Annotated in this window: 14 protein-coding genes and 1 tRNA gene; 10 read left to right on the top strand and 5 right to left on the bottom strand. The window is 63.8% G+C overall.

Annotation, left to right across the window (positions count from 1 at the left end; all coding sequences use genetic code 11):
• Nucleotides 1–66: 66 nt before the first annotated feature.
• From ACQR1W_RS08450 to ACQR1W_RS08440, 3 genes are all read right to left on the bottom strand, one after another.
• Nucleotides 67–849, bottom strand: a complete 783-nt coding sequence (locus ACQR1W_RS08450; protein ID WP_008967642.1) for a DUF2189 domain-containing protein — start codon at nt 847–849, stop codon at nt 67–69.
• A 353-nt stretch (nt 850–1,202) separates the two neighbouring features.
• Complete coding sequence (locus tag ACQR1W_RS08445) at nt 1,203–2,810, bottom strand: acyl-CoA synthetase (RefSeq protein ID WP_434850327.1); 1,608 nt, start codon at nt 2,808–2,810, stop codon at nt 1,203–1,205.
• Nucleotides 2,811–2,919: 109 nt separating this feature from the next.
• On the bottom strand, nt 2,920–3,375 hold the full coding sequence (locus ACQR1W_RS08440; RefSeq protein ID WP_434850326.1) for a GatB/YqeY domain-containing protein: 456 nt from the start codon (nt 3,373–3,375) through the stop codon (nt 2,920–2,922).
• Nucleotides 3,376–3,557: 182 nt separating this feature from the next.
• On the opposite strand from ACQR1W_RS08440, the gene carA reads away from it, so the two are divergent.
• The 4 genes from carA to ACQR1W_RS08420 all read left to right on the top strand — a co-directional run bounded on the left by carA (nt 3,558) and on the right by ACQR1W_RS08420 (nt 7,214).
• Complete coding sequence (carA, locus tag ACQR1W_RS08435; protein ID WP_434850325.1) at nt 3,558–4,754, top strand: glutamine-hydrolyzing carbamoyl-phosphate synthase small subunit; 1,197 nt, start codon at nt 3,558–3,560, stop codon at nt 4,752–4,754.
• Between the two features lie 180 nt (nt 4,755–4,934).
• On the top strand, nt 4,935–5,468 hold the full coding sequence (locus tag ACQR1W_RS08430) for a cupin domain-containing protein (RefSeq protein ID WP_434850324.1): 534 nt from the start codon (nt 4,935–4,937) through the stop codon (nt 5,466–5,468).
• A gap of 156 nt (nt 5,469–5,624) precedes the next feature.
• Nucleotides 5,625–6,848 carry a M4 family metallopeptidase gene (locus tag ACQR1W_RS08425; protein WP_434850323.1) on the top strand — a complete coding sequence of 408 codons (1,224 nt, stop codon included), beginning with the start codon at nt 5,625–5,627 and terminating at the stop codon, nt 6,846–6,848.
• 63 nt (nt 6,849–6,911) lie between these two features.
• Nucleotides 6,912–7,214: a protealysin inhibitor emfourin gene (locus tag ACQR1W_RS08420; RefSeq protein WP_434850322.1), complete on the top strand. Its 303-nt coding sequence runs from the start codon at nt 6,912–6,914 to the stop codon at nt 7,212–7,214.
• A gap of 146 nt (nt 7,215–7,360) precedes the next feature.
• Here ACQR1W_RS08420 and ACQR1W_RS08415 read toward each other — a convergent pair whose 3' ends face one another.
• On the bottom strand, nt 7,361–7,882 hold the full coding sequence (locus tag ACQR1W_RS08415) for a Dps family protein (protein ID WP_434850321.1): 522 nt from the start codon (nt 7,880–7,882) through the stop codon (nt 7,361–7,363).
• 110 nt (nt 7,883–7,992) lie between these two features.
• Here ACQR1W_RS08415 and ACQR1W_RS08410 point away from each other — a divergent pair, with 110 nt between their 5' ends.
• Together ACQR1W_RS08410 and ACQR1W_RS08405 are read left to right on the top strand one after the other, a co-directional pair.
• Nucleotides 7,993–8,700: a class I SAM-dependent methyltransferase gene (locus ACQR1W_RS08410; RefSeq protein WP_434850320.1), complete on the top strand. Its 708-nt coding sequence runs from the start codon at nt 7,993–7,995 to the stop codon at nt 8,698–8,700.
• Between the two features lie 75 nt (nt 8,701–8,775).
• A tRNA-OTHER gene (locus tag ACQR1W_RS08405) sits at nt 8,776–8,852 on the top strand.
• A gap of 157 nt (nt 8,853–9,009) precedes the next feature.
• Here ACQR1W_RS08405 and ACQR1W_RS08400 read toward each other — a convergent pair.
• A complete protein-coding gene (locus ACQR1W_RS08400) occupies nt 9,010–9,378 on the bottom strand; it encodes an ArsR/SmtB family transcription factor (RefSeq protein WP_008967651.1) in 369 nt (122 codons plus the stop codon).
• Nucleotides 9,379–9,482: 104 nt separating this feature from the next.
• Between ACQR1W_RS08400 and ACQR1W_RS08395 the strand changes: the two genes are divergently transcribed.
• From ACQR1W_RS08395 to ACQR1W_RS08380, 4 genes are all read left to right on the top strand, one after another.
• The gene (locus ACQR1W_RS08395; protein ID WP_434850319.1) at nt 9,483–10,652 is read left to right on the top strand and encodes an MFS transporter; all 1,170 of its coding nucleotides are present in this window, start codon (nt 9,483–9,485) and stop codon (nt 10,650–10,652) included.
• A gap of 154 nt (nt 10,653–10,806) precedes the next feature.
• Complete coding sequence (gene carB, locus ACQR1W_RS08390; protein ID WP_434850318.1) at nt 10,807–14,271, top strand: carbamoyl-phosphate synthase large subunit; 3,465 nt, start codon at nt 10,807–10,809, stop codon at nt 14,269–14,271.
• Between the two features lie 220 nt (nt 14,272–14,491).
• Complete coding sequence (gene greA, locus ACQR1W_RS08385) at nt 14,492–14,965, top strand: transcription elongation factor GreA (protein WP_008971209.1); 474 nt, start codon at nt 14,492–14,494, stop codon at nt 14,963–14,965.
• Between the two features lie 198 nt (nt 14,966–15,163).
• Nucleotides 15,164–15,562, top strand: coding sequence for a DoxX family protein (locus tag ACQR1W_RS08380; protein WP_434850317.1), 399 nt, complete (start codon nt 15,164–15,166; stop codon nt 15,560–15,562).
• Nucleotides 15,563–15,588 lie beyond the last annotated feature (26 nt).

The raw sequence follows: 15,588 nt of genomic DNA, 5'->3' as shown, positions 1-15,588 counted from the left end.
CGACCATTGCGCTTTGGTCGAGGATCGGCCGCAGGGTCGTTGCTTTGATCGGCGCGCTCTTATTCTTCAGGCCGGAGCCGGGGCGACGATCCGCCGGTAGAGATGCCAGGTGGTGTGGCCGAGCACGGGCACCGTCACCAGCAAGCCGAGGAAATAGGGCAGCGCGGAGACGATCAGAAGCACCACGATAATCGCCGCCCAGCCGATCATCGGCCCCGGGCTCGCCACCACCGCCCGCACGCTGGTCACCATGGCGGTGACGAAATCCACCTCGCGCTCCAGCAGCAGCGGAAACGAAACCACCGTCAGCGAGAACAGGATCAACGACAGGGCGGCGCCGTCGAGATTTCCGATCGCCAGGAACAACAGGCCTTCATTGGTTGTCAGCACCACGGTCAGGAATTCGCGCATGCTGGAGAAGGAGGCATTGAGCCCGAGCAGGAGCGCGATCAGGAGCCGGACCTGGTACATCCAGATCACGAAGAAAAACAAGGTGACGAACGCCATCCAGCCGATCTCGGCGCGCGAGGTGATCGTGCGCCAGATCGCGGCAAGAGAGATCGGCTCCTTCATCTCGCGGCGGCGGCTGACTTCATAAAGCCCGATCGCGACGAACGGGCCGATCAGCGCAAAGCCTGCGGCGAGCGGATAGGCCAGATAGACCATGCCGAAGGCCGTGAGGCACATCAGGATGGTGATGCCGCCGAGGACATAGACCGCGCCGAAGGCGAGGCCATAGAGCGGCTTTGCCTGGAAATCGCGCAACCCTTGCGTCAATGCTTCGGCGATGTCGGTCGTGGTGATGCGCCGCACCACGGGGTCGACCTTGCCCGAGACGGATGCTGTCATCGGCCTACCCTCCCAAATTCTTATTGGGGGGATGCTACCAGCGGGTGCGGTGCAAATTCAATTTGAACTTGGGGGCGGATTCGGATGGCGCAGGACTACGTCCCTCAAGGCGAGATGTGGGCTGACGCGGCACGGACCGTAGGCTCCCTCTCCCCGTTCTTACGGGGTCGCGACGAGCTTCGCTCGCGCTGAGAGGGTTGGGGTGAGGGGCAGACGCAACATGGGTGTGAATCGTAACACCTGTACCCCCTCACCCGGATTGCATCTTGCGATGCAATCCGAGCTCCCAGCGCGAGCGAAGCTCGTCGCGTCCCCGCAGGCGGGGAGAGGTTTAAGAGGCAGCGGTACATCCCCTACCCCCGCGCCCGTAGCTCCCGCCGCAGCACCTTGCCGGTGGCGGTCATCGGCAGGGTGTCGGTGAACTCCACCTGGCGCGGATATTCGTGCGCGGCGAGCTTCACCTTGACGAAATCCTGGATCTCACGCGCCAGCGCATCGCCCGGTGCAAAGCCCGGCCGCAGCACGATCCACGCTTTCACCGCCTCGGTTCTGACCGGGTCGGGCACGCCCACCACGGCCGCCAACGCCACCGCCGGATGCTTGAGCAGCGTGTCCTCGATCTCTGACGGACCGATACGGTAGCCGGCCGAGGTGATGACGTCGTCCTCGCGGCTCGAATACCAGAAATAGCCGTCTTCATCCTGGGTGCCGAGATCGCCGGTCAGCAGCACATCGCCCGCGAACTTCTTTCGCGTGGCGTCCGGATTGCGCCAATATTCGATCATGGTGCAGGGGTTGGGCTGGCGCACACCGATGATGCCAGGCATTCCTCGCGGCAGCTCCTCGCCCTTATCATTGACGATCAGCACCTCGAAGCCGGGCGTGGCCTTGCCCATCGAACCCGGGCGGATCGGAAACAGTCTGGCATTGTTGCCGACCACGAGATTGCACTCGGTCTGGCCGTAGATCTCGTGCGCGTCGATGCCGAAGGTCGCGCGCACCCAGTCGAGCAACTCGGCGCCAAGCGACTCGCCGCCGCTCAAGATGCTGCGCAGCTTCACGCCATCGTGCCTGACATTGGCCTGCCGCATCAGCTTCAGCGCGGTCGGCGGCAGAAACACGTTGCGGACGGCGTAATCGGCCATCAGCCGCATCGCCGCATCCGGCTCGAATTTCTTCGCCCGATAGCCGACCACCGGCACGCCGTGATACCAGGCCGGAAACAGCGCATCGAACAGCCCGCCGATCCAGGCCCAGTCGGCCGGCGTCCACATCACATCGCCGGGCTTGGGCAGGAAGTCGTGCACCATCTCGACATTGGGCAGATGTCCCAGCAACACGCGATGCGCGTGCAGCGCGCCCTTGGGATTTCCTGTCGTGCCCGAGGTGTAGATGATGATGGCAGGATCCTCGGACGATGTGGCCACGGTCGGGAAGTCATCTGAGGCGCGTTCGAGCGTCGGCCAGAATGGCCGGGCGCCGATGCCGCCGCCGTCGGTGACATAGATCGTCTTCAGCTCCGGCAACCGGTCGCGGATCGCAGCGAGTTTCGTCAGCCCCACAGCGTCGGTGACCACCACCTTGGCGCCGGAGTTCTGCAGCCGAAATTGCAGCGCGTCCTCGCCGAACAAAGTGAACAGCGGCACCGAGACCAGGCCGGCGCGAAACGCCGCGAGATGGACGATCGGCAATTCCAGGGATTGCGACAGGAATACCGCGACGCGGTCGCCCTGCGCCAGACCGTCGGCCTTCAGCACATGGGCGAAGCGGCGGGAGAATTCGCGCAACTGATCGAAGGACACGCGCCGGGCGCTGCCGTCCTCCTCGACGACGGTCAGCGCCAGACGACCTGAGCCGTCGGCGTGGCGGTCGCAGCAGGCGGACGCGATGTTGAACTGCGCCGGGATTTGCCAGCGGAAGTCGCGATAGAGCCGGTCGTAGTCGGACGTTTCCTTGAGCATGCGGAGGCGTTTCCCTCTCGGTGATTCTTCACCTCTCCCTGTAAGAACGGGGAGAGGGAGCGCATCGCGTACGCGACGTATAGCCCGTGCCTGCTTTCGACAGGGGGTGCTAACCCGACAGCGCCGCCTTCACCAGGCCGCTGGCTTTGGCAAAATCCATCTGGCCGGTGTATTTGGCCTTCAGCGCGGCGATCACCTTGCCCATGTCCTTGATCCCGGCCGCACCGGTCTCGGCGACCGCAGCGGAAATGGCCGCCTTCACCTCGTCTTCCGACATCTGCTTTGGCAGATAGGCCGAGATGATCGCGATCTCCTCGCGCTCCTGGGCGGCAAGTTCGGCACGGCCGCCTTTGTCGTAGAGCTCGACCGCCTCCTGACGCTGCTTGATCATCTTCTGCAGCACGGCCAGGATCTCGGGGTCGGCTAGCGGCGGCTTGCCCTGGCCGCGCGCCTCGATGTCGGCGTTCTTGAGGGTGGAATTCACCATGCGCAGCGTGGAGAGCTTGCGCTCGTCCTTGGCCTTCATGGCCTCCTTGACCGCATTATTAATGTCATCGCGCAGCATGATCGTGCCCTCTTCAAATCGTTTGGGCTGATCTAGGCGGTTCGCGCCCCCGAAACAACTCGGTTCCGCAGCCAGGGGTGACCCTGGCATACCAATTTGCCGGTCAAACCGGCGGAAAACGCGTGGGAACGAGGCGCCTGCCGCTTTGACGCCGGCGCGCCGGCCCTCTATGTAGAGGCCTCATGACACAGATTGAGAATGATGCCGCTTGGCCGGACCACAAGCCGACCGCGCTCCTCGTGCTCGCCGACGGCACAGTGCTGGAAGGCCATGGCCTCGGCGCCGAGGGCCACGCCGTGGGCGAGGTCTGCTTCAACACCGCAATGACCGGCTATGAGGAGATCCTGACCGATCCCTCCTATGCCGGCCAGCTCATCACCTTCACCTTCCCGCATATCGGCAATGTCGGCACCAACGACGAGGATATCGAGACGGTGAACATGGCGGCGACGCCGGGCGCGCGCGGGGTGATCCTGCGCACCGCGATCACCGATCCCTCCAACTACCGTGCCAGCCGTCATCTCGATCAATGGCTGCGCGCGCGCGGCATCATCGGGCTGTCCGGCATCGACACCCGCGCGCTGACCGCGCTGATCCGCTCCAAGGGCATGCCAAACGCGGTGATCGCGTACGCCAAGGACGGTCAGTTCGATCTCGACGCGCTGAAGAAGGAAGCGCGCGAATGGCCGGGCCTGGAGGGCATGGACCTGGTGCCGATGGTCACCTCGGCGCAGCGCTTCAACTGGGACGAGACACCCTGGGTGTGGAATGAAGGCTTCGGCCGCCAATCCGCGCCCGAGTTCAACGTGGTCGCGATCGACTACGGCATCAAGCGCAACATCCTGCGCCTGCTCGCAGGCGTCGGCTGCAAGGTCACGGTCGTTCCCGCCACCACCTCGGCGGAGGACATCCTGGCGATGAAGCCGGACGGCGTGTTCCTCTCCAACGGCCCTGGCGATCCCGCCGCGACCGGCAAATATGCCGTGCCGGTCATCCAGCGGGTGATTTCGTCGGGGACGCCTACATTCGGGATTTGTCTGGGCCACCAGATGCTGGGCCTGGCGGTCGGCGCCAGAACCAAGAAGATGCATCAGGGCCACCACGGCGCCAACCATCCGGTCAAGGACGAGACCACCGGGAAGGTCGAGATCACCTCGATGAACCATGGTTTTGCGGTGGACCAGGCAACATTGCCGGCCGGCGCGACCCAGACCCATATCTCGCTGTTCGACGGCTCCAATTGCGGCATCCAGCTCGAGGGCAAGCCGGTGTTCTCGGTGCAGTACCATCCCGAGGCGTCGCCCGGGCCGCGCGACTCGCATTATCTGTTCCAGCGCTTTGCCGAGCTGATGCGGGAGAACAAGCGCGCCCGCGCTTAAGGCTTCCCGCCGATCCGATCGTGACATCGATGCCCGGGTTCGTCCCGCCTGTGGGGCCGAAGCCCCCTCGGCGCGGCGAAGGCCCGGGCATTTGCTTATGCATCATGCGGTGCGCCGCCGGAACGCGTCGCACTGGCGGCGGTTGAATTCGCTCAACGCAGAATCGCCGGGGAGGATCGCATGGCCACCGTCAAGGAGAAGATCGAACCGCTGGCGGTCGTGTTCAAAGACGACGGCTTGGTGCCGAACAATCCGATGCCGTTCCTAATCTACAAGGGCGCGGTGGATGTCGCAGGCGGCCACCCCGAGGAGACGATCGAAGAACTGTTTGGCGCCAATGACTGGGGCGACATGTGGCGCAACGGCGTCTACGACTATCTGCATTATCACGCCACGGTGCATGAGGCGCTTGGCGTCGCCCGGGGTTCGGCGCGGGTGCGCTTCGGCGGCGATAAGGGCAAGGAATTCGACCTCGCGCCCGGCGACGTTGCGATCCTCCCGGCGGGTACCGGCCATCGATGCATCGCGGCGAGCGATGATTTCTGCATCATCGGCGCCTACCCACCGGGGCCGAAGATGCAGATCACGCGGCCGACGCCGGAGAACCACGCCAAGGCATTGAAGACCATCCCGCAGGTGCCGATGCCACCGACTGATCCGGTGATGGGAAAGGACGGTCCGCTGCTCCGCCTCTGGAGTCCTCGACACCGTTAGGTTGCGCAATACCACACAACACAGGCTTGTGATTGCACCCTCTGATCAGACGTGAACGTCGGCCCATCTGATCAGACTATTTCTCAGGGGCTTCGCGCTCCCACTGCATTTGCTCAAGATTTTTTTCCACTTTCACCAGTGTTGTGGAGGCTCGTCATGAACAGCCGCTGTCGCTGCATCAACTGCATTACTCCGCCTCATATCCTCAAGAAACTGCTCGAAAATCCCGATGGAAAAGTTCGCGACGCCGCGCTCAGGACGCTGCTCACGACTGCGAGCCTGCGTGGCGAACGTCGCGTCCGCAGCCTGATGGGATTTGCAGCGGCGCCGTCCGGCGCGCGTCGCACCATTTTCGACTGCAACAGCACCACCACATTGCCGTCAGCAACATTGGCGCGCAGCGAAGACGGCCGGCCCTCCAGCGACCAGACTGCCAATGACGCTTTCGACGGATTGGGCAAGACCCGGCAGTTCTACAAGGAGGTTTTCGATCGGGACTCTCTCGATGGAAACGGCATGCGCCTCAACGGCTATGTTCACTACGGCTCCGCCTACAACAACGCGTTCTGGAACGGTAGCGAGATGATCTTCGGCGACGGCGATGGCGTGCTGTTCACCGATTTCACCAAGTCGCTCGACGTCATCGCCCATGAGCTGACCCACGGGGTGACGGAATTCTCGGCCGGGCTGGAATATCATAATCAGTCCGGCGCCCTGAACGAGTCGATCTCCGACGTGTTCGGCTCGCTGGTCAAGCAATGGGCCGGCCAGCAGACGGCCGAGCAGGCCGACTGGCTGATCGGCGCCGAGGTATTCACGCCTGGGACCCCCGGTGATGCGCTGCGTTCGATGAAGGCGCCCGGCAAGGCCTACAACAATCCGACGCTCGGGCGCGATCCTCAGCCGGACCATATGAGCAAATATGTCCAGCTGCCTGACACCGACGATGGCGACAATGGCGGCGTTCATATCAACTCGGGCATCCCGAACAAGGCGTTCTATCTGACGGCGATCGGGATCGGCGGCTTCGCCTGGGAGGCGCCCGGGCATATCTGGTACGCCTCGCTGAAGGCCTCCTCCGCCAAGACGGACTTCCAGGAGTTCGCCGACACGACTTATCTGCAGGCGGGTCAGATCTACGGCCAGCAAAGCGCGGAACAGCAGGCCGTGCTGGCAGCCTGGAAGGACGTCGGCATCCGCATCAGCGGCGTTCGCGCACTCGCAGGAACGGCCACGCGCATGAAGAAGCAGGCGGCCTTGACCACGGGCAACGGGCGCGACCAGGATCAGGAAATCATGCGCAGGATCGACGAGTTGTCGAGCCAGCTTGCAACGCTGACACAGGAGGTCGCAAGTCTTGGAGGCGGCAGGCCGCACTGATCAAGCATATGAGAGCCAACAACCCGCAGGGACCGGCTCTCACCCCATGAATGCAGATATGGCATGAAAGTCTCGTACACGTCCCATGGCGGCCAGGCGGCCGGGCTGTTCGTACAGCGGCCGCCTGTTGTCGTCGATGCCGCCACGCTCGATCCGACCAGGGTGAGCGAACTCAAGAGCCTTGTCGACGCCGCCATCGCAGCGCCTCCCCCCGCCGCGCGCTCGGACAGGACGCGCGACGAGATGAGCTACACGATCACGGTCCAGGATGACGGTCACGAGACCAGGCTTTCGCAGTCCGACACGACCATGTCGGCAGAATTCCGCAGGCTGCTGGACTGGCTGCGACATCATCCCGGGAGCTGACCCGCTCATTCCGGGAGACGCCAACAGGCCTGACATCACCCGTGCAAGGACGACGCCACGGCAGATGGCGGCGTTATCCGCTTCCATACACAAGCGAATCGGTTGGCTGCTAGCAGGACTCCGCTCCAGTCGACCGCCGACCCGCATCAGGCCGCGTTGCTGCCCTCCTGGCGGCTGGCTTCGAACAGGAACCAGGTCCGCCGCTCGGTCTCATCAATGAAGGTCTCCAGCAGGCCCGCCGTCGCCGGATCGTCATTATCGTCACAGAGCTGGTGGGCTTTGCGCATGGCGGCGGCAATGTGCTTGTTGTCCTCCATCAACTCGCGCAGCATCTCGCGCGGCGGCACATATTCCTCGTTGTTGTCCTTGATGGTCTGCAGCTTCGAGACCTGGCTGATCGAGCGCAGCGTGGTGCCACCCAGCTTGCGGACGCGCTCGGCAAGCTGGTCGGTGGTGGCGAAGATCGCGTCCGACTGCTCGTCCAGCATGATGTGATAGTCATGGAAATGGCGGCCGCTGACGTGCCAGTGGAAGTTCTTCGTCTTCAGGTAGAGCGCAAACGCATCTGCCAGCAGTGTGTTCAGCGCGGCCGAGATCTTGTTGACGGCGTCGGGCGCCAGATCGGTCGGGGTGTCGAGATCGGTTTTGTCAGTCTTCGCTTTACTCACGGTGGCACCTTCCTGTTAAAGCAGGCCATGGACAGTCGAGGCGGGACCCGTTAACGCTCGCTGGCCTCACCGGTTCCAAAGCCGGAACTCCATTTTGAAGCTCGCGGACCATGGACGACTGGATCGATTACTACGATTCCACGCACACGATTTACGCGAGCAAGCGGCATCGCGACCTGCACTTTCAGGTGATCGCGCGCGACATCATCGGCTACATCAGCGCGCCTGATGCGGTCGTTCTGGACTATTCCTGCGGCGAGGCGCTGTCGGCGGCGAAGGTCGCCGACGCCTGCAGCATGCTGATCCTTGCCGAACCTGCGCCGGGCGTGCGCGGACGACTGATCGCGCGCTATGCACCGAACACAAAGATCCGGGTGCGCTCGCCGGAAGAACTGCGCCGGATGCCGGAGGCCTCGATCGATCTCGTGGTGATGAACTCGGTCGCGCAGTACATGACGCAGGCCGAGCTCGATGTGGCGCTCGCGGTGATCCGCCGGCTGCTGAAACCGACCGGCCGGCTGGTGCTGGGCGATATCCTGCGTCCAGGTGTCGGCATGGGCCGCGACGTGCTGGCGCTGTTGCGGTTTGCCGCCGCCGACGGCTTCCTCAAGGACGCCCTGGTCGGCCTGATGGCAACCGCGCTGTCGGATTACCGCCAGCTTCGCACCAAGATCGGGCTACAGCGCTATCGCGAGACCGAGATGCTCACCAAGCTGAAAAAGGCCGGCTTCAGCGCGGTCCGGGCGCCAAAGAACATCGGCCACAATCCCTGGCGGATGACCTTCGTGGCGCGCCCCGCTCTCACCGGCAGCACATGACACGGATCGAAACCGGATTAGGGTTAACCGAAACATCGGGTGGCCGCCGGCAGCGCGAGCGGTAAGATCACCCTCGGCCCGGTGGCGGAAGCTTCGACGCGAAGAGCGGTGCAACGCTCTTGAACCTGGTTCAAGTCCAGGCCGGGCCTCCAGCCTTCGCTGCTTGCGCAGCTACGGCTCGGCGAGCCAGCCTTCATCGGCCTGTGCAGCCACGGCTCGGGAGCCAGCCCTCTCCGCCTGTGCAGCTACGGCTGGGCAAGCCGGCTTCGCCGCTGACGCGGCTTCGGCTCGACGAAGCAGCTTGAAACCTCAATCGCTTGGCGCCGCCTCGCATTCCCGCATCTGCAACCGATCGGCATCGCGGGCAGCCGAGGCGATGACGGCATCGAGCAAACCAGGAAAGCGGGCGTCGAGATCCTCCCGGCGCAAGCTCATATAGCGCGCGGTGCCGACCAGACGTGTCTGCACCAGGCCGGCCTCGCGCAGCCGCGCAAAATGATAGGCCAGATTCGACTTGCCGCTGAAGGCGTTGAAGTCGCCACAGCGAAGCTCTCCTCCCTCCGGTTCGTGCTTGGCCAGGTTGTAGACGATGGCCAGCCGGATCGGATCGCTGAGGCAATCCAGCAGGACGGGCAGCTCGATCTCTGCGCGGGTCGGATGGTGAGGGGTACGGCTCATGGCGCGATGATAGGCAGCTCCTAGTGATGTTCAATAGTTTTTGAACCAATTGACAAATGGTATCGGCCTGACGATTGTTCAATGGAAATTGAACAAAAGGCGGCATGACGATGAACGTACTCTGGCTGGCGTTGGCGACGTTTGCGATCGGCACCGAGGCCCTGGTGATCGCCGGCCTGTTGCCGACGATCGCCGCCGACCTGCAGATTTCCGCACCCGCCGCCGGCCAATTGGTCACCGCCTACTCGCTCGCCTACGCGATCGGCTCGCCGGTGCTGGCCGTGCTGTTCCACAATGTCGACCGCAAGACGGTGTTGATCCTGGCACTCGTCTGCTTCATCGCCAGCAACCTGCTGGCGGTCGTGGCGCCCGGGTTTCCGCTGCTGATGGTCTCGCGCGTCTTGATGGCCCTGGGTGCCGGGCTCTGCACCCCCACCGCGATCGGTGTTTCGGTGGCGATCGCCCCACCGGAACGGCGCGGACGCGCCGTCGCACTGGTCACCTCCGGGCTGACGGTCGCGACCGTCGTCGGGGTTCCGCTCGGCACCGTCGTCGGCAATCAGATCTCCTGGCGCGCCACCTTCCTCATGGTCGCCGGGCTGGGCGTCTTCGCGCTGGCCGGTATCGTGCTGCGCCTGCCGCGCAATCTGCCCCGGCACACGAGCAGTCTCTCCGAACGGCTGGCGGTGGCGCGGCACCCTGGGGTGCTGATCGCGTTGGTCGCCACCACGTTGTGGGCGATCGGCGCAATGTCGGTCTTCGCCTACCTCGCGGTTCCCCTGCACGGCATCGGCTTCGGCACTGCAGAGGTGAGTTTCGCCCTGTTCCTGTTCGGGGTGGCGGCGGCGGTCGGCAACATCTCCGGTGGCATGCTCGCCGATCATTTCGGCCCGGTGCCAACCTCGGCCATCGCGCTGGCCGGCATGGCGACGGCCCAGTTCCTGCTCTCCGCGCTGCTGAAATCCACTCATTCCGGGGATTTCACGCACTATCTCGTCCTGCTGCCAATCGTCTGCTGGGCCGCCTGCGGATGGGGCTTCTTTCCGGCCCACAGCACGAACATCATTCGGGCCGAACCGCATGCTGCGCAGATCGCGCTCTCGCTCAATTACTCCGCCATGTATCTCGGCTTCGCGATCGGCGGCGCCCTCGGCGGGATCGTGCTGTCAACGCTGGGTCCGGCCAATCTCGGTTGGGTCGGCGCCGCCAGCGCCAGCATGGGACTCGCGGTGCTCCTGCTGCTGGTGCGGCGGGAACGGCTCCAAACTGCCTAAAATGCCCGTTGATGGGTCTCTCAAAGCCCTTTTCGGCTTAGGGAAACTGGTCTAAAGAGCCGCTTGCGCGCGAGGACTGGTCGCGCCTTGGCCGAAGGGGACGCGCGGTTCGCGCGCCCTTTTTTTGTGCCTGAATTCCTGCCCGTGAGATTGAATGCCGAAACGAACCGACATCTCCACCATCCTGATCATTGGCGCCGGCCCGATCGTGATCGGCCAGGCCTGCGAATTCGACTATTCCGGAACGCAAGCGGTGAAGGCGCTGAAGGAAGAGGGCTATCGCGTCGTCCTCGTCAATTCCAATCCGGCGACCATCATGACCGATCCGGAACTGGCCGATGCGACCTATATCGAGCCGATCACGCCGGAGATCGTCGCCAGGATCATCGAGAAGGAACGCAATGTCGTTCCCGGCGGCTTTGCGCTGTTGCCGACCATGGGCGGGCAGACCGCGCTGAACTGCGCGCTGTCGCTACGCCGGCAGGGCACGCTGGAGAAGTTCGACGTCGAGATGATCGGCGCTACTGCTGATGCAATCGACAAGGCGGAAGACCGCCAGCTGTTCCGCAACGCCATGGAAAAGATCGGGCTGCAGACGCCGAAGTCGCGGCTCGCCAATGCCTCGGCGCTGAAGAAGCAGTACCGTGACAAATATTACGCCGAGCGCGAGAAGCTGTCCGGTGCCGAACGCGACGAGCTCGACCGGCAATGGACGCTCGGCGAGAACGAGCGGCGCAAGCGCTATCAGGAGCATGCACTCGGCGAGGCGCTGATGGCGCTATCCGAGATCGGCCTGCCGGCGATCATCCGGCCGTCCTTTACCATGGGCGGCACCGGCGGCGGCATCGCCTACAACAAGGAAGAATATCTCGACATCATCGAGCGCGGGCTGGATGCCTCCCCCACCAACGAAGTGCTAATCGAGGAATCGGTGCTCGGGTGGAAGGAGTACGAGATGGAGGTGGTCCGCGACAAGAAGGACAACTGCATCATCGTCTGCTCGATCGAGAACCTGGATCCGATGGGCGTGCACACCGGCGACTCCATCACTGTGGCGCCCGCGCTCACCCTCACCGACAAAGAATATCAGATCCTGCGCGACGCCTCGCTGGCAGTGCTGCGCGAGATCGGGGTGGAGACCGGCGGCTCCAACGTGCAGTTCGGCGTCAATCCCGCCGACGGCCGTATGGTCGTGATCGAGATGAACCCGCGCGTGTCGCGCTCCTCCGCGCTCGCATCCAAGGCTACCGGCTTTCCGATTGCCAAGGTCGCGGCCAAGCTCGCGGTCGGCTACACCTTGGACGAGATCGCCAATGACATCACCGGCGGCGCCACGCCGGCCTCGTTCGAGCCGACGATCGATTACGTCGTCACCAAGATCCCGCGCTTTGCTTTCGAAAAATTCCCGGGCGCCTCGACCACGCTGACCACATCGATGAAGTCGGTCGGCGAGGTGATGGCGATCGGCCGCACCTTCCAGGAGAGCCTGCAGAAGGCGCTGCGCGGGCTCGAGACCGGACTGACCGGCCTCGACGAGATCGAGATCGAGGGGCTCGGCCGCGGCGACGACAAGAATGCGATCCGCGCCGCTCTCGGCACGCCGACGCCGAACCGCATTCTCCAGGTCGCCCAGGCGATGCGGCTCGGCTGGTCTGACGACGACATCTTCAAGTCCTGCAAGATCGATCCCTGGTTCCTGGCGCAGATGCGCGGCATCGTCGAAATGGAGGACAAGGTCCGCCAGCATGGCCTGCCGCCACATGCGAAGGCCATGCGGAGCCTGAAGGCGATGGGCTTCTCGGACGCGCGGCTTGCCGTGCTCGCCAACACGACGGAGGCCGATGTCGCCGCAAAGCGCCGCGCGCTCGGCGTGCGCCCGGCCTATAAGCGCATCGACACCTGCGCCGCCGAGTTCGCCTCGCCTACGGCCTATATGTATTCCAGCTACGAGACGTTGTTTGCCGGCCAGCTCGCCGATGAGAGCGCGCCGTCCGACAAGAAAAAGGTGATCATCCTCGGCGGCGGCCCCAACCGGATCGGCCAGGGCATCGAATTCGACTATTGCTGCTGTCATGCCTGCTTCGCGCTTGCCGACGTGGGCTATGAGACCATCATGATCAACTGCAACCCGGAGACGGTGTCGACCGACTATGACACCGCCGATCGGCTCTATTTCGAGCCGCTCACCGCCGAGGACGTGCTGGAGATCATCGCGACCGAGCGCAGCAACGGCACGCTCCACGGCGTGATCGTGCAATTCGGCGGCCAGACCCCACTCAAGCTCGCCCATGCCCTGGAGGCCGCAGACGTGCCGATCCTCGGCACCTCGCCGGAGGCGATCGACCTCGCCGAGGACCGCGACCGCTTCAAGCGCATCCTCGACAAGCTACACCTCAAGCAGCCGAAGAACGGCATCGCCTATTCGGTCGAGCAGGCACGGCTGGTTGCCGCCGATCTCGGCCTGCCGCTGGTGGTGCGTCCATCCTATGTGCTCGGCGGCCGCGCCATGCAGATCATCCGCGAGGATAATCAGCTCAGCGACTACCTGCTCGGCACGCTGCCCGAGCTGGTGCCGGGCGACGTCAAGGCGCGCTATCCAAACGACAAGACCGGCCAGATCAACACGGTGCTCGGCAAGAACCCGCTGCTGTTCGACCGCTATCTGTCCGATGCGACCGAGATCGACGTGGACTGCCTCTGCGACGGCAAGGATACCTTCGTGGTCGGCATCATGGAGCATATCGAGGAGGCCGGCATTCACTCCGGCGATTCGGCCTGCTCGCTGCCGCCCTACTCGCTGGACGCGGCCACGATCGCCGAGCTGGAGCGGCAGACGCGCGAGCTTGCGCTCGGGCTCAACGTGGTCGGCCTCATGAACGTCCAATATGCGATCAAGGACGGCGAGATCTACGTGCTCGAGGTCAACCCCCGCGCCTCGCGCACGGTACCCTTTGTCGCCAAGGTGGTCGGTACGCCGGTCGCCAAGATCGCCGCGCGCATCATGGCAGGGGAAAAGCTGGCCGATTTCGGCCTGACGAAGCGCGAGCTCAAACACGTTGGCGTGAAGGAATCGGTCTTCCCCTTCGCGCGCTTCCCCGGTGTCGACACGGTGCTGGGTCCGGAGATGCGATCGACCGGCGAAGTGATGGGCATCGATCGTTCCTTTGCGGTCGCCTTCGCCAAGAGCCAGCTGGGCGGCGGCACCCGCGTGCCGCGCCGGGGCACGGTGTTCGTCTCGGTGCGCGAGAGCGACAAGCAGCGGATCACGGATGTGGTCGCGATGCTGCATTCGCTCGGCTTCAAGGTGCTGGCGACCTCGGGCACGCAGCGCTTCCTCAGCGATCGCGGCGTGCCGGCCGAGAAGATCAACAAGGTCCTGGAGGGGCGCCCGCACATCGTCGACGCCATCACCAACGGCGACATCCAGCTCGTCTTCAACACCACCGAAGGCCCGCAGGCGCTGGCCGACAGCCGTTCGTTGCGGCGTGCTGCCCTCTTGCATAAAGTGCCATATTACACCACTCTTTCCGGTGCCGTGGCGGCAGCACAGGGCATCCACGCCTATCTCGGCGGGGACCTTGAGGTCCGCACCCTGCAGAGCTACTTTTCCGAAACCTGATCGCCGCCGGCGCGCGAACGCCCGCTAAACGATTGGCAATTATCGGCAATAAAGCTCCCCGCAGGAACCCGCTGCCTTATTGGACTGTTGTCTCGGCCCTTGAAGGGCCGAATATGCCGGGCTTTCGGGCTTTGATTCGGGCCGCAAAAGCTTAATCTGAAACGACTACTCGTGCGGGCTCACGCCTCCCGCCCGCGCGATCGAAGGACGAGAAGAGACGATGGAAAAGGTTCCTATGACCTCGGGCGGCTATGCCGCGCTCGAAGACGAACTGAAGCGCCGTCAGCAGGTGGACCGTCCACGTATCATCGAACACATCGCCGAGGCGCGTTCGCATGGCGACCTCTCGGAGAACGCCGAGTATCACGCTGCGAAGGAAGAGCAGTCGCACAACGAGGGCCGCATCGCCGAGATTGAAGACAAGCTTGCGCGCGCCGATGTGATCGACGTCACCAAGCTCTCGGGCGACACCATCAAGTTCGGCGCCACCGTCACCCTGATCGACGAGGATACCGAGAAGAAGACGGTGTGGCAGATCGTCGGTGAGGTCGAGGCCGACGCCAAGAAGGGCAAGATCTCCATCACCTCGCCGCTGGGCCGCGCCTTGATCGGCAAGAAGAAGGGCGCCTCGGTCGAGGTGATGGCCCCAGGCGGCGCCAAGTCCTACGAGATCGCCAAGGTGGAGTGGCGCTAGCTTTTCTCGGATGTCTTGAAGTCAAAAAGGCCGCGCGTCCTGCGCGGCCTTTTTGCCACGCTGCAAGGTGTGTGTGGGGTCGCCCGGTGTGATGCGTCTGAGCCTCGGCGGGCGAGCGGTGGGAATCCCAGCGGGTGACGAAATCCGGCTGTTGCGGTAGTAATGAAACCGGTTCGCTTCAATCGGGGGATGACAAATATGGAGCAGATCTTTTCCAAATATCAGCCAGTGGCGCTCAGCCTGTTTCGCTTCATCACGGGACTGATGTTGTTCCAGTTTGGCGTCGCAAAAATTCTGAAGATCCCGGCGGAATCGCCGTTCGCCAAGGTCGAACTGATGTCGCTATACGGCGCTGCCGGCATGATCGAGCTGACCCTCGGCGGATTGTTGATACTCGGCCTGTTCACGCAGCCGGTCGCGTTCATCCTCTCCGGCGAGATGGCGTTCGCCTATTTCATCAGCCACGCCCCGCGGAGCTTTTTCCCGGTGGTCAACAATGGCTCGCTCGCCATCGCGCTCTGCTTCGCCTGCCTGTATCTCGCGACTGCGGGCGGCGGCCCGATCAGCCTGGATGCCATGCTGCGGAAGAAGGGCTGAGGTGATTTGATCCAACGTGATTCCGG

The sequence above is a fragment of the Bradyrhizobium sp. HKCCYLS1011 genome, assembly GCF_051167795.1.
Taxonomy (GTDB): domain Bacteria; phylum Pseudomonadota; class Alphaproteobacteria; order Rhizobiales; family Xanthobacteraceae; genus Bradyrhizobium.
Note: the sequence above shows the minus strand (reverse complement) of the source record. Positions and strands in the feature narration are given on the sequence as shown.